The following is a 17316-nucleotide window of genomic DNA, read 5'->3' as shown; positions in this document are numbered from 1 at the left end:
GTCGGCGCATTCGTCGCGGCCGCCTTGCGCGGCCGTTTTCTTTGTGCGTGCGGTGCGAGCGGGTCATGACCACCATCCTTGCCGACTTCAAGCTGGGCCTGATGGTGGCCGACAGCGGCTTTTCCGACGGCGACCGCGTGTGGAGCGGGCGCAAGGTGCACCGCCACAAGGGCGCGTTGCTGGGGCTGGCGGGTGACGTGAACGAGGGGCAGCTTTTTCTGACGTGGTGGAAGCGTGGCTGCACCGGCAAGCCGCCAACTTTCGTGCATTCTCAAGCGTTGGTGCTGGATGAGCAGGGCCTGCGATGCTTCAACGCCGCCTGCGTGGGCGAGCGCATCGCCGGCGGCGTGGAGGCCATAGGCAGCGGTGCCAAGGCGGCCATCTGCGCGTATGAGGCACTGGGCTTGTGTGACCCGGCGCGGGCGGTGCGCATCGTGTGCCGGCATGACAGCGGCTCGCGCGCGCCGGTGCGGGTTTACAGGCTAGTGGGAGTTGTTGGCAAGCGGGGGCGCTTGACGCGAAATCTGTAATTGCATACAGTATTCAAATGGAGGAAAAAAATGGGCTTGCTGGATTGGTCACCGCGTCAGGCGGACGAAGATGGCGGCGGCTGGGTATCGGGCTTGCTGGACGGTGGCTGGGCTGACGATGCTGCGGGCTCGGCTGCGTCGCCAGCCAATTCGCCGGCTGCCCGACTGTGCGCAGGTATTGCTCGCGTGCTTCAGGGCAATCCAAGGCTGGTGGGCAAGGGGGGCGCCTTCGATACAGGCCCTTCCAACCTGGACCGGTACGCGGTGACGGCCGACAGCGCGGCCGTGGTGCCCGCACAGTTTGGGCTGACCAACGGCAGCATGCGCGGCATCATCGACCAGATCAGCGGCACGCTGGGTGATGGCACCACCTTTGGCCGCGTGCGCGATGCTGTGGATGACTTGGGGCAGCGGCAAAAGCTGGGCTTGACGACACGCCAGTTCCAGGACCACATGGTGCAGCGGGCCACGGCCCTCAATGGCGGCGTGGAACCCTTGCTGCTGGAGCTGGTGGGTGCGCCCAAGGACCTGGGCTTGCAGTCGGTGACGCTGTCCATGCCCGCCGGCTACGCCTGCCCAAGGGGCACGCGGTGAGACGCGGCGCCTTGAGAAGGGCTGGCCGCCTGACGTTGCGGCTGCTGCTCGCGCTGGCCTGTGCCCGAGGTGCGGGCAGCCTGGCGGCTTGCGGATCAGGCCACCCGTCGCTGGCCACTGAGTTGGTGGACAGCCGGTACACCATCCTCGCCAAAGTGGAGAAGGAGGCCATCTATCGCTCGCCAGACGATCCCATCGGCGTGGCCGGCAGGCTGTACACCGTGCGGGTGAGCGAGGTGTTCGGGGGGGCGCCGCCAAAACGCCTGGTGCTGGACTCGGTGAACACCACTTCCCGTTTCAACATGGACGTGGGCGAAAGCTATCTGCTGCTGGTTCAAGGCGGGTACGCCAAGGGCTGGGTGAGCAATTGCGGCAACTCCGGTACGTTGCGCGAGACGGCCGAGGCCGTCGCCGCCCTGCGTGCCGCACAGGGCCAGCGCTTTGGCCTGATGTCGCTGGCCCTGGACGGCAGGTTCGCCACCCCGTTGGCGCCGGCGCGGGAAGTCGCGCAGTACCGCAACGAAGAAATGGGCTTTGCGGTGCGGGTGCCGGCTGGCATGCAAATCGCCTCCGCCCAGGATCCCCTGCTGGATCGGGGCTTCGCCGCCAGCCGGGGCGACGTGCAGCTGTGGGTGCATGCGTCGTACACCGATGCGGCCAGCATGGCCGAGGTGCAGGCCGCGCGCCAGATCTTGTGGGGCAGTGGCTGCAAGCTGCTGTCTCGGCGGCCCACTACGCTGGCGGGCAAGCCGGCGTTGCAATGGGTGCGCCACTGCGCGGCGCCGGGGGACGCTGAGACGCCCGCTGTGGTGACCGAGGTGGCGGCGTTGGTGAAGCCGCGGCGCGGCGCCAGCCGCCTGTTGGCGGTGGTGCTGCGGGCGCCGACGCAGGGCGCGGCGTCGGCCGGCATGGGGGCGGTGTTTGAGCAAACGTTGCAGGGGGTTGAACTGCTGGCACTGAGCTCGCGTAAGCCATTGATGAATAAGAATTCACCGTAGATTTGGCAATCTTGATCAATCAACGGTGAAATTTGGGGGCCGGGGGTCAGCGCAGGCTCGCCGTGCACATGCTCCAAAGCTCCGCAATCGCGCCTTGCGCGCCATAGGCCTGGTAGCCGGCCCAGCCCCACATGCAGATGGCCAGCAGCGCGCTAACCATCGCACAGCGCGCGAGCCAGCCGCGCAGGCGCGCCTGCTGCCATGGGCTACCCACACGCGTGGGTGCGCCTCTCATCATGCCGGCACCGCCTGCAGCCGCTGCTCCATCGAGGCGTCCCGTATCGGCAGGTTCAACACCACCGACAACACGCCCAGGCCGATGGCGATGGCCCACATCAGCGCGTAGGAGTGGGTGGCGTCGTACACGGCACCGCCCAGCCAGGCGCCGAAGAAGCCGCCCAGTTGGTGGCCCAGGAACACCAGGCCAAACAAAGTGCCCAGGTAACGCACACCAAAAATCTGTGCCACCACGCCGCTGGTCAGTGGAACCGTGCCCAGCCAGGTGGCGCCCATGATGACGGCAAACAGGTACAGGCTGGCGGTGTTCAGCGGCAGCGCGGTGAAGGCCACCATGGCCAGCGTGCGCACGCCGTACAAGCCGGCCAGCAGGTACTTGCGGCGGTACAGGTCGCCCAACTTGCCGCAGACGTAGATGCCGGCCGCATTGGCCAGTGCGATCAGCGCAATGGCGTTGACCCCGGCCGCCGTGCCCATGCCGCCGTCGCGCAGGTAGGCCGGCAGGTGCGTGCCCAGGAAGGCGAGCTGAAAGCCACAGGCGACGAAGCCCAGGTTCAGCAGCCAGAAGCCGCTGTGGCTGAGCGCGGCGCGTACGGTGGGGGCGGCGCTGGTCGGGATGGCGTCCTCGGCGGCAGCAGTGGGCGACGTGCTGGCGCCGTTGGTGGTGGCAGCTGGCCTGGCGCGGTCGTTCACCAGCCAGCCGGCCAAGGCGCAGAACGCGGCCACGCCGGCCAGCACCATCAGCGCCAGCGACCAGCCCCATGCCCCTATGGCGGCCTGCGCGCCTGGCACCAGCAGGAACTGCACCACGCCGGCGATGCCGCCGGCCACACCCTGTGCCGCACCCCGCCGCTCAGGCGCCACCATGCGGGCCAGGCCGCCGTAGACGGTGGAAAACGTGGTGGCCGACAGCGCCAGCCCCACGACCACGCCAGCGCCCAGCGCCAGCATGCCGGTGCTGGGCGCCAGTGCCTCCATCACCAACCCCACCGCATACAGCAGGCAGCCGGCGGCGATCACCGGCGCGGTGCCGTGGCGGTCGGCCAGCCAGCCGGTGAAGGGCTGGGCGATGCCCCATACCAGCGTTTGCAGGCCGGCGGCCAGCGCAAAAGCCTCGCGGCCCCAACCCCGGTCGCCCAGCATGGGCAGCATGAACAGGCCTTGCACGTGGCGTGTGCCCATGGCCATGCCCAGCACCGCGCCGGCGCACAGCAGCAGCCACAGCGGGGTGGCGTCGTCGCCAGTGGTCGAGGAAGTGTTGGTGCGCGTGGACATGCGGGTTGCTCCGAGAAAAATTCAACACAGGTGGTAGCCATTGTGGGGATCGCTGATGCAGCGCACAATGGAGATGTTTGCCATCACTGTTGAGAAAATCTCATGTCAAGCACCGTGCCCAGTGCGGCCCCCTGCGCCATGCCACCGCTCAATGCGCTGAAGGCCTTCGAAGCTGCAGCCCGCCATGGCAGCCTGGCGGCGGCAGCCCTGGAATTGAATGTCACGACCGGGGCTCTCAGCCACCAGGTTCGCGCGTTGGAAGGTTTTCTGGGTACACCGCTGCTGCAGCGCCTGCCGCGCGGCGTGGCGCTCAGCGCCAGTGGCCGCCTGCTGTACCCCGGCCTGGCCAGCGGCTTTGCCCAGCTGCGCGGTGCCGTGCAGGGCTTGCGCGATGCGCGGCAAAGCCATGTGCTGGTGGTCACCACACCGCCGGGCGTCACAGCCAAGTGGCTGGCGCCGCGCCTGCACCGGTTTGCTGAAAGTTACCCCGGGGTGGAGCTGCGCATCGCCTCGTCGTCGGCCTACGCCAACTTCGCCACCGACGGTGTGGACCTGGCCATACGCAGCCTGGTGCATGGCGCGCCCTGTGACCCGGCGCTGATGCACGAGACGCTGCTGCCACACACCCTGGTGGCGGTGTGCGCCCCCGCGCTGTTGCCCCCCGGCTTTGCGCCCGCCGACCTGTCAGGCCTGCCGCTGATCCATGATGACCAGCTGGCCGGCCGCCCCGAAGTGCCTACATGGACCGACTGGTTTGCCGCCGCTGGGCTGCCGCTACCCGCCGCATTGGCGGCGACAGGTGCGGCGGGCATGGCGGGCCGGGGTGGCTTGCGCTTTTCCAGCGCCGAGCATGCGATAGAAGTTGCCGCGCGTGGTGCCGGCATGCTGCTGGCCCACACCATCATGGCGCACGACGAGCTGCGCGCTGGCCGCCTGGTGATGCCGTTGCCGCTGGTGCTGCGCGCGCGGCGCAGCTTCTATTTGGTGGCGCCGCGCACCACGCGCCTGCGCCCGGCGGTGGCTGCGTTTCGCGATTGGCTGCATGCGGAGGTGGCGCAGATGGACAAGGCGTTGTTGGATGGCTGATGCAGCGCGAGGGTTGCCAGGCGTGGTGAGGCCGTTACAGCTTGCTATAGTGCGGCTGCTTGTGGAGCCCTTCATGCGTTGCATTCTGTCTTCCGTCACTCGTGCGGCCACGCTGGCCGCTGTCACCCTGTTCGGCACTGTTGCTGCTCACGCGCAAGCCCCGGGCACGCCCGCGCCCGCCTACCTGGGCCGCTACATCACCACGCCTGCTGACGTGCAAGCCATCGAGCAGGTGACGCAGGATTTCCGCGCCGCGCTCATCACCAAGGACGCCAAGAAGCTCTCCGCGCTGCTGCTGAACAATCGCATCCTGTTCACCAGCCCGGCGTCTCCCGCTGGCGTGCGCAAGCGCCGCGACACGGTGGACGCCAACGCCGACGGCGTGGCCTACGGCGGCGCGCAGGACTTCATGAATTTCATCGCCGGCAGCAAGGCCCCGGTGGAGGAGCGCTTCTACAACATCCGCATCACGCAGGACGGCCACGTGGCCTGGGTGCTGTTCGATTTTGATTTCCTGGAAAACGGTAAGGTGGAAAACCACGGCATCGAGGTCTGGCAGATGCTGAAGACTGCTGACGAACGCTGGAAGATACTCAGCGTGGTGTGGACGTCGCACGGGGCGCCCAAGTAGGCGCTTGTCAGCAGTCCCGCCCAGCGGCACAATGGGCGCACAGAACACAACAGGAGGACGGCCCATGGTCCACAAGCTGTGGCAGCGGTTGAGCGCCAAAGAGCGTGCGGTGCTGGCCTGCGTGCTGGCCGAGTGCCTGTTCATCACCTTCGTCTGGGTCGTTCCGCAGGATCTGGCCAGCGTGGGTTGGATGCTCGTGCTCTCCGGCGGGCCGGTGTCTGTCTGGCTGTGGTCGGACCTGGTGCGTTACTTTCGCGCCCAACTGGACCGTGAGCAGCAACAACCCGACCCACCCCTGCACTGGGCCGGCGGGCCGAACCAGCCGCAATGACCGGTGCGCCCAGCCGCATCCTGCTGATCCTCACCGAATTCCCGCCCGGGTTTGGCGGCATGCAGACGCATGCCAGCTACCTGGCGCGCCACCTGGTCGAGCGTGGGTATGACATCCTGGTGCTGACCCACCGGCCGGCCGATGCCGAATTGGCCGTCGCCTGCGCCGCGCACGATGCTGCTTGCGGCTACCCCGTGCAGCGTGTGCTCAGCCGCGTGGCGCACTGGCACAGCCTGGCGGTGGCGCGGCAGTGGCTGCGGCAATTCGACCCGCAGCTGGTATATGCCTCCAACGTGTATTACGGCCTGTTGGCGCAAACCGGCTCGGCGCCGCCCATCATCGCCCGCTGCGTGGGCAACGACGTGCTGCGGCCTTGGATCGTCTACCCGTACCAATTGGGCGCCAGCGCGCTGGCCCACCCGTGGGTGGAGCGCCACCTGGTGCAACAGTTTCGCCGTTGGAACATGCCCGAGTGGGTGGAGCGGCTGCTGCGCGCGCAACGCCAGCGGCTGATGCGCCAGTCGGCCCGGCAGCATGTGCGCCTGCTGGCCAACAGCGTCTTCACCGCGCAGGCCTTGGCACAGGTGGGCGTGGCGAGCGAGCGCGTGCAGGTGCTGGTGGGCGGGGTGGAGGCGGCGCGCTTTGCGCCGCATGAGCGCCCGCGCGCGGGTGCGCCACTGGCGGAGCTGCGCCGCAGCCTGGACTTGCCGGTGCAAGGCCGCCTGCTGCTCACCGCCTGCCGGTTGGTGCCCAAGAAGGGGCTGGACTTTTTGCTCGGCCAGTTGCCGGCGCTGGTGCGCGCGCATGGTGACGTGCACCTGGTGGTGCTGGGCGAGGGCCGCGAGCAGCAGCGCTGCCTGGCGCTGGCCGATAGCCTTGGGCCAGCCGTGCGCGCCCACGTGCACTTTGTTGGCCGGGTGGCGCATGAGCGCATCCACCTGTATTACTGGTGTGCCGAAGCCTTCGTGCTGGCCAGCCGGGTGGTGCACTCGCGCTGGGGCGGGTTTCGCGACGCCGAGACCATGGGCCGCGTGCTGTGCGAGGCCAACGCTGCGGGCGTGCCGGTGCTGGCCAGCCGCAGCGGCGGCATACCCAGCGTGGTGCGGCACGAGGCCAATGGCCTGCTGTTTGGCGAGGACGACGCGGTGGACTTTCAACGGCAGCTGGCGCGTTTGCTGCAACAGCCGGCACTGCGCCGCCGCCTGGCGCGCCGCGGCCTGCTGGCCGCACGGCGCGAGTTTGACTGGGCGCACATCGTGGCCGCGCACGAGCAGGTGTTTGCGCAGGCGTTGGCCGGCTGCGAGGCAGGCGCGGGTGCTGCGCCGGGGCATCAGATCCTCGCCGGCACCGCGCCCGCTCAGAACCCCGCAGACAGCGACATGCCCAGCCCGGTGGCCGGGCTGGCGTAAGACAGGCCCTTGCTGACGTACATCTGCCAGGAGACGCTGTCCGTCAGCCGCCAGCGCAGGTGCAGGTTGATGTCGCGCGGCGCCGAGGCGGCGGCGGACGCTGCCTGCTCGATGGTGAAGGTGCCGCCCAGCGTCAGCCGGTCGTTGACGCGGTAGCTGCCGTCCAGCGACAGCGAAGCCGTGTTGTTCAGCACGATGGTCTCGCGCACACCCTGTATCACCACCGTACCCGGGCTGCCCAGGAAGGCGTAGCCGGCCGTCAGGCTGAAGGACCAGGGCCCGTTGTAGCCCGCCAGCGTCGCCGTCAGGCCGTAGTCGTTGACGCCGGTGCCCAGGCCCTTGCTCTGGCTGGCGTTGTGGAATTTCACGCTGGCCTGCAGGTCCAGCGTGTAGTCGTCGTCTTCGTCCAGGAACAGATGGCGCACCACCGAGGCGCCCATGTCGCCCATGCCGGTCTGGTGCACGATGCGTGTCTCCAGCACCGGCGGCTTGCCCAGGCGGCGGCGCAGCGTGCCTTGCGGGCCGCTCAGCATCAGGTAGGGCAGGGCCAGGCTGAAGCCGTAGCTCTCGGTCTCCAACGAGATGGTTGCGGTGGTGATGTGCTCCACAAACGAAAACGCCGTGCCGTACTTGCCCCAGGAGTTATCGCTGGACAGTTGCACGAACAGCCGGCGCTCTTCCTCCAGCGGTGGCGGTGGCGATGGCGATGGTAGCGGTTGCGGTTGCGGTAGCGGTGCCGTTGGCGGCAAAGGCGCGGGCATGGCCGGCTGTTGCGGCTTCTCCTGCTGCGCCTGGACGGCCAACGGACACGCCAGCAGCACCAGCAGCGCAGGCACCACCCATGAGGCCATTGGGGGAAGCGTGTGGGTCGGGGTGGTGCGCGCGGGCATCAAGGCGGGTGGGGTGGTTGTTGCGATTGTTCCACAGCCGGATGGCGGCCACGCTGCGGCGCCACCCCGTACCGCCCCGGCCCGCGCATAATGCCGGCACAGGCAAGCAATGCCACAGCAAGGACACCGTCATGGGACAAGACCACCCGCCCACCATTCCATCGCAGTTGATGGACTATGGTGACATCGCGCCGACCAACGACCCTGCCCGGGGCGCTGGCCCTTCGGCGTTGAAACTGGTGTTGCGCGTGCTGGTGGGGGCCGTGGTGCTGGTCGTTTTGTACAAGCTGGTCCGCAGCTGAGGCGGGCCGCTCGTTAGCGGCCACGTGGCAGCCGTGCGGCCTACTTGCCGTTCAGCTCGTCGCTCTTGAAATACTTGGTGCCTTGAATGGTGGCCTGCAGCGCCAGGCCATTCTCTGTCAACTGATACAGCGACACGCCCGGCGCCACGGTGACGGCGCCGGCCGCCGCGCCGCCCTTGTCACCTGCCTTGGCGGCGGCGTCGGCCTGGGCACTGGCCTCCCAGCCGCTGTTGATGAAGCTGGCCAGCTTGTCGGCGCTGGCGAACACGAACACGCCGCGGAAATCCTTCACCCCCAGGCCTATGCCCAGACCGGCCGAGGCCATCTTCATGTACACATCGCGGCCGCTCTTGTTGTCATGCGCCACGCCGGAGCCGCCGGCAGCAGACAGCAGCACCAGGTTGATGCCCACGTTGCTGAACACGGCATAGCCCGCCGCGCTTTGTATCGCCGCCTTGGCGGCAGGGTGCACCTTGTACAACCGCGTCAGCGTGGCGCTGCGCATTTTCTGGATCTCGGCGCGTTTTTCCGCCGCGCTCTCGGCGTGGGCGGGCACTGCTGCCAGCATCAGGGCGGCCGGCAGGGCCAGTGCGTTCAGCCGGCGCAGGGCGGCGCGACGGTTCAGGGTGGTGAGGGCATGCATGGCGATGGGCTCCCGGCCGGGGGTTGCGAGAGCCGCATCTTACTGCCGGGAGTTGCCGCGTGCCGGGGCATGCCGGTCAGGCTGCCAGCATCTCCATCGTCGCAATCAGCTCGCGCACCTTGAAGGGTTGCAGCAGCACGCGGCGCACCTCCAGTGCCTTCAGCCGACGAGCCAGGTCTTCGCTGACTTGCGGTGTGATCACCGCCACGGGCATGCTGCTGCTGGCCTTGTAGCGTTCTGCGCGCACGGCGTGCAGCAGGGCCAGCACGTCGCCGTCCTGCGCCAGCGACACGATGGCGCAGCCAAAATCGTGCTGGGCCAGCAACTGCTCGCCACCGCGCAGGCTGGTGGCCTGGCGCACCACCGGCATCTCAAGCTGGCGCGCGGTGGAGATCACGATGCCGCCCACCATGGAGCTGGGCTCCAGCAGCAGGATGGGCTTGCGCGCGGCCAGCGAGGCGGCGGTGCCGGTCATGGGGCTGCCTCGTGCTGGCGGCGCTGCAGTTCTTCCACCGCCAGATCGCGCAGGGATTTGAGGATGGCCAGCTCCACCTTGTCCAGCGTGCGTGGCTGGCGGTCTATCAGGCACAGCGTGCCCAGGCTGTGGCCGCTGGGCAGCGTCAGCGGCGCGCCGGCGTAAAAGCGGATGTGCGGGTCGCCGGTGACCAGCGGGTTGTCGGCAAAGCGCGGGTCCAGCAGTGCGTCGGGTATCACCAGCGGCTCGGCTTGCATGATGGCGTGGCCGCAAAAGGAGATGTCGCGCCCGGTCTCGCACACGTCCAACCCTATGCAGGCCTTGAACCACTGGCGGTTGGTGTCCAGCAGCGAGATCAGCACAATCGGCGTCTCGAACTCCTGCTGTGCGAAGGCCACAATGCGGTCAAAGCGCTGCTCGGGTGGCGTGTCCAGGATCAGCAGCTGGCGCAGCGCGGCCAGGCGCTGGTCCTCGTCGGGCGGAGTGGGGGCGTTCAGCATGGGGTGGCTTGCGAAAGTCGCCCAGATGATAGGGCAGCGCTGGCAGTGTGGTTATCGTGCGGGGAATGACGAACCCATTCGACACCTCGCTGGCGCTGCACCCCGGCGCCCAGCCCCACATCTGGCATGCCCAGGCTGACCCGCAGCGCGAGGCCAACACCGGCATGTTTGGCGGCTGGACGGCCGCGCTGCTGCTGAAGGCCGTGCTGGCCGATGCCGCCGCAACGGAGGCTGACGCCGGCAGCCCCAGCGTGCTGAGCGTCAACTTCCTGAAAGTCGTGCCGCCCGGCGCCGCGCTGACGCTGCGCACGCAGCTGCTCAGCGCCAGCCGCTCGCTGGCCACCTGGCAAGTGCAGTTGATTGTGGGCGGCGCGGCAGAGCCGGGTGCGCAAGAGTCGCCTGCGACCATCGCCACCGTGGTGCTGGCCAAGCGGCGCGACTCCCACGGCTTCACCGAGCCGGCCTTTCCGCAGGTGCCACCACCGGATGACTTGCCCAAATTCCACCCACCCGGTCCCTTTGGCCAGCACAGCCTGGTGCGGCCGGCGCAGGGCTTTCCGCCCTGGGGGCAGCAGCACACGCGCTCGCTGGCGTGGGTGCGCGAGCTGTCGGGCCGGCCGCTGGACGCGATGTTGCTGGCCTACCTGGCCGACAACTACCCGCCGCGCAGCTGGTACCTGCAGCCCCAAGCCGGGCCGTTTTCGACGCTGGCCATGTCGGTCTACTTCCTGGCCAGCCCGCAAGAGCTGGCCGGGCTGGGCGACGACTACGTGCTGATGGAGGTGGCCGGCACCCGCGCCGAGGCCAGCACCGTGGGCGCGCAGGCGCGGCTGTGGAGTCGCGCCGGCACGCTGCTGGTCACCACCGAACAGATAGGGTGGTTTCGCTGAAGTCGCGCGGCCGGGCAATGCCCGACCAAACCAGTTGTCAAGCGGTAATACTCCGCACTTTCAAGCCACACTTTTGCCACACATTGCGCCAGCCCCTGGTTAAAAATAGTTTCAGCGCCTAATATGGCGTTACACGTAACCCTACGTTGCCGGAGCCGCCCATGCGCACTCAATCTCGCACCACCGTCCGCAAAATGGACACCCGTCAAAAGCTGTTGCTGCTGGCGTTGCCGCTGATGGGCGGCCTGCTGATCGCCGCCGTGCGGCTGGTCAGCCAGTTGTTCTGACCCTCCCGGGTTTCTCTTTTCCCTTCTGAGGACAGCCTCGTGCTGCGCCGCTTGCTGCTGGGCCTGCTGGCCTGTGCCTGCGTGCTGGCTCCCTGGGTGAGCGCGGCCGGCGCCGGCACCTTCGTCTCCGCCACCATCGTCGCGCCCTCCACCACGCCGGCCAACCTGCCGCTGGTCATCAACTCGCCGCCCACCGTGCCGCAGTGGGTGGACATGGTGCAAGAGGTGCGCCGCCACCCGCTGTTCCAAGGCATCCACCTCAGCTACGGCCGTGCGCCGGCCGAGAACGTGCACTACACCCCGGTGGGCGTGATGGAGCGCGAGGGGCAGGACTGTGTGGTGATCGTCGCCGAGGGCGATAACCCGAAGATGAGGCGCATCCTCAAGCTCAGTGACGACCCGCAGGCCCTGCGCGCGCTGCTGCTGACCATGGCTGCGCACGAGCTGGGCCACTGCTTTCGCATCCGCGGGCGGCACCTGAGCGCTGCGCTGTGGGAGCGCGTGCACGCCAGCGCCGTGGGCTCGCCCGAGCGCCAGGCGCTGGAGAAGGCCATCTCCATCGAAGAGGCCTATGCCGACGCCTATGCCTTCGCCTTTTTGCAGGACGCCTACCCGCAACACTACAAGCAGGTGTTCCAGGCCATGCACAGCCTGCGCTATGACCCCTACTTCGCCACCGCGTTCTACCAGGTTGATCCGCTGTACCAGGAGCTCAGCACGCACGGGGTGGACACCAGCCTGCCACTGCCCCAGCGCGTGGAAGCGCTGATGCAGCGATCGAGGTTCTGAGGCGAAGTTCCAGCCGGCCAAGGCGGCCTGCCGCCGTTCATCCTGCGATTCCCGCGTTTCATCCCAGTCACCCCTGACAGGGGGCTGGAACGCCAGGGGGTGGGTGAGATACTTGCCGCAGAAGCCGCTGAGCTTTTCCCGCCCCTGACGTTGCGTGTCCTGGGCGGCGTACTCTCCACAGCCACCAGGAAACGAGACACATGAGCACACCCACGCTGCGCCCCACCGCCACAGCCGCCGCATTGTTACTGGCCTTGCTGGCCGCCACCGGTACCGCCCATGCGGCCACCCCCGCTGGCCAGGCCGACCCCGCCATCTTCAAGGCCCACATGGGCTTTTTGGCCGACGACCTGCTGGAAGGCCGTGAGACCGGTTCCCGTGGCTACGACATCGCCGCCCGCTACGTGGCCGGCCAATTTGCCCAGTATGGCGCCGCGCCCAGGGGCGACAACGGCACGTATTTGCAGGCGGTGCCGTTCAAGACCGGTCGCATCGTGGCCGGCAGCAGCGTGTTCGAGATCGTGCGCAAAGGCGGCACCGAGACGCTGGTGGACCTGCAAGACTTCGCGCAAGCGCCCAGCTTGAGCAGTGCTGCCACCGACGTGACAGCGCCGCTGGTGTTCGTAGGCTACGGCATCACCGCGCCCGGCTTCAAGCACGACGACTACGCCGGCATGGACGTCAAGGGCAAGATCGTGGTGGTGCTCAACGGCCGCCCGCAGTCCTTCCCCACCGAAGAGGGCGCGCACTACAGCAGCAACCAGCTCAAGCGCGAATTGGCGGCCAAGCACGGCGCGGTGGGCGTCATCGCGCTGCAGACGCCGCGCGGCGAGAAGACCTTCCCGTTTGCCTACGTCAAGCAGTACGCCGGCTCGCTCAGCATGAACTGGGCCGACAAGGACGGCCGCGGCGCCCACGAAACGCCCAGCATCCAGGGCGGCGCATTCCTCAGCATGGCGGCCGCCGCCAAGCTGTTCAGCGAGGTGGACACCAAGCTGGAAGCCATCTATGCCGCCGCCGACGCCGGCCAACCGGTGCCCCGCATGGACCTGAAGCTGTCGGCCCACATGGCGCGCAAGTCCACGCTGGGGGATGTGCAGAGCAGCAACGTGGCCGCCTTCATCGAGGGCAGCGACCCGGCGCTGAAGAACGAGTACGTGGTGTTCACTGCCCACCTGGACCATCTGGGCATCAAGCCCGAGAAGAAGGGCGACAACATCTACAACGGCGCCATGGACAACGCCGCCGGCATTGCCACGCTGCTGGAGATGGCGCGCCTGACGGCGCAAATGCCGATGAAGCCGAAACGCTCGCTGCTGTTTGTCGCCGTCACCGGCGAAGAAAAAGGCCTGCTGGGCTCTGACTTCTACGCCACCAACCCCACGGTGCCGCTGGCCAGCATCGTCGCCAACGTGAACCTGGACATGCCGGTGCTGACGTATGACTTCAGCAACGTCATCGCCTTTGGCGCCGAGCACTCCACGCTGAAGGCCGTCACCGCCAAGGCCGCCGCCGCCAACAAGCTGGGCCTGGTGCCCGACCCGTGGCCAGACCAGGGCCTGTTCACCCGCTCAGACCACTACAGCTTCGTGCGCCAGGGCGTGCCGGCGATCTCGCTGGTGACCGGCACCGGCTCGTTCACGCAGGGGGAAGACGGCGGCAAGATTTTTGACACCTTCTTGCATACCCACTACCACCAGCCCAGCGACGACATGAAGCTGCCGATCAACTGGACGGCGGCGGCGCGCTTTGCGCAGGTGAACTTCAACCTGGGGGTGGAGATTGCCAACAGCCCGGAGCGTATCACCTGGAACAAGGGTGACTTCTTTGGCGACTTGTTCAAGAAGAAGTAACTCGCAGCGTCAGGAATTGCAGGTTAGCGGTTGCCGACGCCGGCAGCAGGGTTGGCTGGCTCTGCGTTCACTGTTTGGGATCCGAGGGCTGCGGCGGCATCGACAGCACTATCCGTTTTCCATCCGGCCCCGTCGTCTCGAAGCTGGGCGGTAGCGGGCGCAGCAGCCGATCGCTGCTGGCGCGGTCCAGCACCGTGGTCACGTGGTACTGCCTGTCGGCAGCGCGTCGGCGCGCGTCTGCAGGCGTCAGGCGCGGCCCCAGCTTGTACTTGCCCGCCAGCACGGTGACTTCCGCCATGCTGCAGCCCAGTTCCTGGCAGATTTCCAACGGCTGCTGGCCAGCTTTCAGGCGATCGACGATGGCGGTTTGCTGTGGGGTCATGAGTCGCGAGAGCCTGTGTTGTTGTCCAGCACAGGTCGTTGCGGGATGGCGTATTTCAAGGGCGGCAATTTCAAGAGCGGGGATGCCCTGACTGGTGCGCCGGCAAATGTCCTATAGTGCCGCTGAAGGAGACCCCCAATGACCCAATCGCGTCAATTGCCGGCCAGCCTGGGCGCCATCAGCGCCTTGGCCTTCGCGGCCCTGTTGGCAAGCGCCCACGCCGCGCCACCCGCCGGCACTGCGCTGCATGCCAAGCAGGAGCTGATCCGCAACAACGCCTCCGAGCCCGAGTCGCTGGACCCGGCCAATGTGGAGGGCGTTCCGGCCAGCAACATTGCGCGTGACCTGTACGAGGGGCTGACTGCGGCTGACAACACCGGCCGCATCGTGCCCGGCGTGGCTGAGAGCTGGAAGCAGGTGAACCCGACCACCTGGGTGTTCAAGCTGCGCGCCGGCGCCACGTTTTCCAATGGCGAGCCCATCACCGCGCAAGACTTTGTCTACGCCTGGCAACGCTTCTTCTCGCCCAAGCAGGCCAGCACTTACGCCACCACCTATGGCGTGTTCTTCGCGGGCGGGCTGGACATTGCCAATGGCAAGAAGCCGCCTGCCGAGTTGGGCGTCAAGGCGGTTGACAAGCTGACGCTGGAGGTGAAGACGGCCACGCCAGTGGCCTTTTTGCCCGACATGCTGTCCAACAACCAGTTTGCACCGGTGCACAAGGCCACGGTGGACAAGTTCGGCAAGGACTGGGTCAAGCCCGTCAACTTCGTTGGCAACGGCGCCTTTGTGCTGAAGGAGTGGCAGGTCAACAGCAAGATCGTGCTGGAGAAAAACGCCAAATATTGGGACGCCAAGAACGTCACGCTCACCAAGGTGACCATGCTGCCGGTGGAAGACGCCAACGCCGACATCAAGCTCTACCAGTCTGGCGAGCACGACTGGGTCTACACGTTGCCGCCCAGCAGCTACGACCAGTTCAAGGCCAGCCACCCGCAGGATCTGCGCAACACGCCCATCCTGGGCCTGCGCGCCTATGCCTTCAACAACAACGACCCGCTGCTGAAGGATGTGCGCGTGCGCAAGGCGCTCAGCATGGTGATAGACCGCGACATCCTGGCGGCCAAGATCACCGCTGACGGGCAGATACCGGCCTATGGGCTGATTGTCAAAGGCGTGGCCGGCTCTGACGTGACTGAGTACGACTGGGCGCGCTGGCCCATGGACAAGAAGGTGGCTGAGGCGAAAAAGCTGCTGGCCGAAGCCGGTGTGAAGCCGGGCACCAAGGTCAAGTTTGCCTACAACACCGACGTCTACCACAAGAAAATGGCCATCTTCGCCGCCGCCGAGTGGAAGACCAAGCTGGGGCTGGAGACCGAGCTGGAGAACATGGAGTTCAAGGTGCTGCTGAAGCGCCGGCACGACGCCGAGTTCCAGATCGCGCGCGCCGGCTGGTATGCCGACTACAACGACGCCACCACCTTCTACAGCATCGTGCAGTGCGGCGCCGACCAGAACGACAACAAGAACTGCAACAAGCAGGCCGATGCGCTGGTGGAGCAGGCCAATGCCCAGCTGGACCCGGTCAAGCGCAAAGCGTTGATGACGCAGGCGGTGAAGATGGTGATGGACGACTACCCGCTGCTGCCGCTGCTGCAATACACCGTGCCGCGCCTGGTGAAACCGTATGTGGGGGGCTACAGCAACACCAACCCCATGGACCGTTACCGCGACAAGGATTTGTACATCCTGAAGCACTGACACAGCAGCCGAACACCAAGCGAAGGGCAAGCGTCCATGGTCAAATTCCCCAGCGCCATCCACCTGAAGGCCCATGACCTGGCGCGCGCCAAGGCCTGGTATGCGGAGGCCTTCGGGCTGAAGGCCGACGACGAGGTGGACTGCCTGCGTTACGTCTTCGGCAACATGGCCATCGTCATCACCCAGGGCCGGCCACCCGAGGGCGGCGGCCCCTTGCTGGAGCTGTCCGACAGCGACGTGTCCGCCACGCTGGCACGCGTGCGCGGCATGGCTGTGGAAGCTCCCGTCGCCGGTGTGGACGGCAGTGTGATCACCGACCCGTTTGGCAACCGCTTCCTGCTGCGCCAACTGTCAGCCGAGCAACTGGCGCGCGAGCAGACGGTGAAGAAGGCTGCCACGGCGCTGAAGGCCGTGCGCCAGCAGCTGGACCACCACCGCGAGAGCGAGCGCCAGCAGGGCCGGCGCGAGAACCGCGTGCTGCTGATCATTGCCGCCGTGGTGCTGACGCTGATGGCCATCGTGCTGGTGGCGCACTTCTCGTCGCGTCAGGCCAGCAACACCTTGAAATACCAGCCGCACGCGGGCGCGTCAGCGCCGGCGCAATAGATACTGGATACGCCCGGCGCTCGTTCAGAACCCGGCCAGCACCGCGCCCTTGAACTCGGTCTGGATGAACTTGCGGATCTCTTCCGAGTGGTAGGCCTTCACCAACTTGGCCACCCAGGGCTTGTCCTTGTCGGCCTCGCGCACGGCGATCAGGTTCACGTAAGGGCTCTTGGCGGCTTCCTGGGCGATGGCGTCCTTGGCGGGGCTCAAGCCGGCTGACAGCGCGTAGTTGGTGTTGATGGCGGCGGCGTCCAGGTCCTCCAGCGAACGGGGCAACTGCGCCGCGTCGATCTCGATGAACTTGATCTTCTTCGGGTTGTCCACCACGTCCAGCGGCGTGGCCTTCAGGCCGGCTTCGGGCTTGAGCTTGATCAGGCCCTTGTCCTGCAGCACCAGCAACACGCGGCCGCCATTGGTGGGGTCATTGGGCAGGCCGAAGCGTGCGCCTTCCTTCAGCTCGCCCAGGCTCTTCACCTTCTTGGAGTAGATGCCGATGGGGAAGTTGACGGTGTAGCCGACAGCGGCGAACTTGTAGCCGCGGTCCTTGATCTGGTTGTCCAGGTAGGGCTTGTGCTGGTAGCTGTTGCCGTCCAGGTCGCCGGCGGACAGTGCAGCGTTGGGCTGCACGTAGTCGCTGAACTCCACCACCTGGATCTTCAGGCCATCCTTCTCGGCGACCTTTTTCACCTGCTCCAGAATCTGCGCGTGCGGGCCGCCGGTGACGCCGATCTTGTAGGTCTTGGTGTCTTGGGCGAAAGCTGTGCCGGCCGTCAGGCCCAGCGCCAGGGTGAGTGCGGTAGCGGCAGCGGTGAATGTGCGACGTTGCATGAGAAGGTCCTTATGAGTT

At 67.0% G+C, this 17316-nt stretch carries 21 protein-coding genes; 13 read left to right on the top strand and 8 right to left on the bottom strand.

The window, feature by feature from the left end:
• The first annotated feature begins 65 nt into the window (after nucleotides 1-65).
• From AC1DX2_RS06810 to AC1DX2_RS06800, 3 genes are read left to right on the top strand one after another with little or no spacing between them, the layout of a single operon-like run.
• Nucleotides 66-530 (top strand): hypothetical protein, encoded by a 465-nt coding sequence (locus tag AC1DX2_RS06810; protein ID WP_477195532.1) that lies wholly within the window; start codon nucleotides 66-68, stop codon nucleotides 528-530.
• 30 nt (nucleotides 531-560) lie between these two features.
• On the top strand, nucleotides 561-1124 hold the full coding sequence (locus AC1DX2_RS06805) for a hypothetical protein (RefSeq protein ID WP_477195531.1): 564 nt from the start codon (nucleotides 561-563) through the stop codon (nucleotides 1122-1124).
• The gene (locus AC1DX2_RS06800) at nucleotides 1121-2122 is read left to right on the top strand and encodes a hypothetical protein (protein ID WP_477195530.1); all 1002 of its coding nucleotides are present in this window, start codon (nucleotides 1121-1123) and stop codon (nucleotides 2120-2122) included. Before AC1DX2_RS06805 ends, AC1DX2_RS06800 begins: the two co-directional genes overlap by 4 nt.
• 46 nt (nucleotides 2123-2168) lie before the next feature.
• On the opposite strand, the gene AC1DX2_RS06795 is transcribed toward AC1DX2_RS06800, so the two are convergent.
• Nucleotides 2169-2360, bottom strand: coding sequence for a hypothetical protein (locus tag AC1DX2_RS06795; protein ID WP_477195529.1), 192 nt, complete (start codon nucleotides 2358-2360; stop codon nucleotides 2169-2171).
• Entirely contained in the window at nucleotides 2357-3634 is a 1278-nt protein-coding gene (locus AC1DX2_RS06790) for an MFS transporter (RefSeq protein WP_477195528.1), read from the bottom strand. The genes AC1DX2_RS06795 and AC1DX2_RS06790 overlap by 4 nt, the downstream gene beginning before the upstream one ends.
• A 102-nt stretch (nucleotides 3635-3736) precedes the next feature.
• On the opposite strand from AC1DX2_RS06790, the gene AC1DX2_RS06785 reads away from it, so the two are divergent.
• The 4 genes from AC1DX2_RS06785 to AC1DX2_RS06770 all read left to right on the top strand — a co-directional run bounded on the left by AC1DX2_RS06785 (nucleotide 3737) and on the right by AC1DX2_RS06770 (nucleotide 7091).
• On the top strand, nucleotides 3737-4720 hold the full coding sequence (locus AC1DX2_RS06785) for a LysR substrate-binding domain-containing protein (protein ID WP_477195527.1): 984 nt from the start codon (nucleotides 3737-3739) through the stop codon (nucleotides 4718-4720).
• 73 nt (nucleotides 4721-4793) lie between these two features.
• Nucleotides 4794-5351 carry a nuclear transport factor 2 family protein gene (locus AC1DX2_RS06780; protein ID WP_477195526.1) on the top strand — a complete coding sequence of 186 codons (558 nt, stop codon included), beginning with the start codon at nucleotides 4794-4796 and terminating at the stop codon, nucleotides 5349-5351.
• 64 nt (nucleotides 5352-5415) lie between these two features.
• A complete protein-coding gene (locus AC1DX2_RS06775) occupies nucleotides 5416-5682 on the top strand; it encodes a hypothetical protein (protein ID WP_477195525.1) in 267 nt (88 codons plus the stop codon).
• On the top strand, nucleotides 5679-7091 hold the full coding sequence (locus AC1DX2_RS06770; RefSeq protein ID WP_477195524.1) for a glycosyltransferase family 4 protein: 1413 nt from the start codon (nucleotides 5679-5681) through the stop codon (nucleotides 7089-7091). The genes AC1DX2_RS06775 and AC1DX2_RS06770 overlap by 4 nt, the downstream gene beginning before the upstream one ends.
• Here the strand turns inward: AC1DX2_RS06770 and AC1DX2_RS06765 are convergent.
• Nucleotides 7040-7942 (bottom strand): hypothetical protein, encoded by a 903-nt coding sequence (locus AC1DX2_RS06765; RefSeq protein WP_477195523.1) that lies wholly within the window; start codon nucleotides 7940-7942, stop codon nucleotides 7040-7042. The genes AC1DX2_RS06770 and AC1DX2_RS06765 overlap by 52 nt on opposite strands.
• 170 nt (nucleotides 7943-8112) lie before the next feature.
• Here AC1DX2_RS06765 and AC1DX2_RS06760 point away from each other — a divergent pair, with 170 nt between their 5' ends.
• Complete coding sequence (locus AC1DX2_RS06760) at nucleotides 8113-8283, top strand: hypothetical protein (RefSeq protein ID WP_477195522.1); 171 nt, start codon at nucleotides 8113-8115, stop codon at nucleotides 8281-8283.
• Between the two features lie 40 nt (nucleotides 8284-8323).
• Here the strand turns inward: AC1DX2_RS06760 and AC1DX2_RS06755 are convergent, their stop codons facing one another.
• The 3 genes from AC1DX2_RS06755 to AC1DX2_RS06745 form a co-directional block, all read right to left on the bottom strand.
• The gene (locus AC1DX2_RS06755) at nucleotides 8324-8926 is read right to left on the bottom strand and encodes a lipid-binding SYLF domain-containing protein (RefSeq protein ID WP_477195521.1); all 603 of its coding nucleotides are present in this window, start codon (nucleotides 8924-8926) and stop codon (nucleotides 8324-8326) included.
• Nucleotides 8927-9002: 76 nt separating this feature from the next.
• The gene (locus AC1DX2_RS06750) at nucleotides 9003-9401 is read right to left on the bottom strand and encodes a histidine kinase (protein WP_477195520.1); all 399 of its coding nucleotides are present in this window, start codon (nucleotides 9399-9401) and stop codon (nucleotides 9003-9005) included.
• Nucleotides 9398-9901: a GAF domain-containing protein gene (locus AC1DX2_RS06745; RefSeq protein ID WP_477195519.1), complete on the bottom strand. Its 504-nt coding sequence runs from the start codon at nucleotides 9899-9901 to the stop codon at nucleotides 9398-9400. The genes AC1DX2_RS06750 and AC1DX2_RS06745 overlap by 4 nt, the downstream gene beginning before the upstream one ends.
• A gap of 65 nt (nucleotides 9902-9966) precedes the next feature.
• On the opposite strand from AC1DX2_RS06745, the gene AC1DX2_RS06740 reads away from it, so the two are divergent.
• The 3 genes from AC1DX2_RS06740 to AC1DX2_RS06730 all read left to right on the top strand — a co-directional run bounded on the left by AC1DX2_RS06740 (nucleotide 9967) and on the right by AC1DX2_RS06730 (nucleotide 13720).
• On the top strand, nucleotides 9967-10791 hold the full coding sequence (locus AC1DX2_RS06740) for an acyl-CoA thioesterase (RefSeq protein WP_477195518.1): 825 nt from the start codon (nucleotides 9967-9969) through the stop codon (nucleotides 10789-10791).
• 326 nt (nucleotides 10792-11117) lie between these two features.
• Nucleotides 11118-11867, top strand: coding sequence for a hypothetical protein (locus tag AC1DX2_RS06735; RefSeq protein ID WP_477195517.1), 750 nt, complete (start codon nucleotides 11118-11120; stop codon nucleotides 11865-11867).
• 200 nt (nucleotides 11868-12067) lie between these two features.
• Nucleotides 12068-13720, top strand: a complete 1653-nt coding sequence (locus tag AC1DX2_RS06730; RefSeq protein ID WP_477195516.1) for a M28 family metallopeptidase — start codon at nucleotides 12068-12070, stop codon at nucleotides 13718-13720.
• Between the two features lie 67 nt (nucleotides 13721-13787).
• Here the strand turns inward: AC1DX2_RS06730 and AC1DX2_RS06725 are convergent, their stop codons facing one another.
• Nucleotides 13788-14102 (bottom strand): hypothetical protein, encoded by a 315-nt coding sequence (locus tag AC1DX2_RS06725; RefSeq protein WP_477195515.1) that lies wholly within the window; start codon nucleotides 14100-14102, stop codon nucleotides 13788-13790.
• A gap of 138 nt (nucleotides 14103-14240) precedes the next feature.
• On the opposite strand from AC1DX2_RS06725, the gene AC1DX2_RS06720 reads away from it, so the two are divergent.
• Nucleotides 14241-15863, top strand: coding sequence for a peptide ABC transporter substrate-binding protein (locus tag AC1DX2_RS06720; protein WP_477195514.1), 1623 nt, complete (start codon nucleotides 14241-14243; stop codon nucleotides 15861-15863).
• A 36-nt stretch (nucleotides 15864-15899) separates the two neighbouring features.
• The gene (locus AC1DX2_RS06715) at nucleotides 15900-16469 is read left to right on the top strand and encodes a VOC family protein (RefSeq protein WP_477195513.1); all 570 of its coding nucleotides are present in this window, start codon (nucleotides 15900-15902) and stop codon (nucleotides 16467-16469) included.
• A gap of 24 nt (nucleotides 16470-16493) precedes the next feature.
• Here AC1DX2_RS06715 and AC1DX2_RS06710 read toward each other — a convergent pair whose 3' ends face one another.
• Nucleotides 16494-17297 carry a MetQ/NlpA family ABC transporter substrate-binding protein gene (locus AC1DX2_RS06710; protein ID WP_477195512.1) on the bottom strand — a complete coding sequence of 268 codons (804 nt, stop codon included), beginning with the start codon at nucleotides 17295-17297 and terminating at the stop codon, nucleotides 16494-16496.
• Nucleotides 17298-17316 lie beyond the last annotated feature (19 nt).

The organism is Hylemonella sp. P2_B10, from assembly GCF_056404875.1.
Note: the sequence above shows the minus strand (reverse complement) of the source record. Positions and strands in the feature narration are given on the sequence as shown.